2 tRNA genes and 1 rRNA gene are annotated in these 515 nt (G+C 55.0%); all 3 read right to left on the bottom strand.

Going from position 1 to position 515, the window contains the following annotated elements:
* Positions 1 to 32: 32 nt before the first annotated feature.
* Positions 33 to 109: transfer RNA gene (locus B5F22_RS11895), tRNA-Ile, on the bottom strand.
* Between the two features lie 3 nt (positions 110 to 112).
* Positions 113 to 188 (bottom strand) — tRNA-Ala (locus B5F22_RS11890).
* A gap of 231 nt (positions 189 to 419) precedes the next feature.
* Positions 420 to 515, bottom strand: a 16S ribosomal RNA gene (locus B5F22_RS11885); the annotation flags it as partial.

Genomic DNA, 515 nt, shown 5'->3' with positions numbered 1-515 from the left:
CTTGAATGTTGATATCCATTCTCAATGGACACTGGTGGGCCAAAATGGACTCGAACCATCGACCTCACGATTATCAGTCGTGTGCTCTAGCCAGCTGAGCTATTGGCCCAGGTGGTGGAGATAATCGGGCTCGAACCGATGACCCCCTGCTTGCAAAGCAGGTGCTCTTCCAGCTGAGCTATACCCCCACGCCTAAGGGTTTGCACCCTCTAAATTAAACAATGAGAAACTCACATCCAGAAGTCTGACCAGGACGTTACGGAGTCAGCCTTAGCTGTCACGCTTCGCCTGCTCACGACGCTCGGCTTCCCTTCGTCTCGGACTCCAAACAGAATCTTCCGATTCTTGGTTTCTCGTCCTCGCTCCGGTCCATCCTCGCTGCTCGCGACGGCTCAGTCGCTTCTCCGAAGTCTCCTTAGAAAGGAGGTGATCCAGCCGCACCTTCCGATACGGCTACCTTGTTACGACTTCACCCCAATTATCGAACCCACCTTCGGCCGCGCCCCCCTTGCGGT

It is taken from the genome of Pseudoflavonifractor sp. An187, assembly GCF_002160275.1.
In the GTDB taxonomy this organism is placed as follows: Bacteria; Bacillota; Clostridia; order Oscillospirales; family Oscillospiraceae; genus Enterenecus; species Enterenecus faecium.
This window is presented reverse-complemented; position numbering and strand designations above follow the sequence as displayed.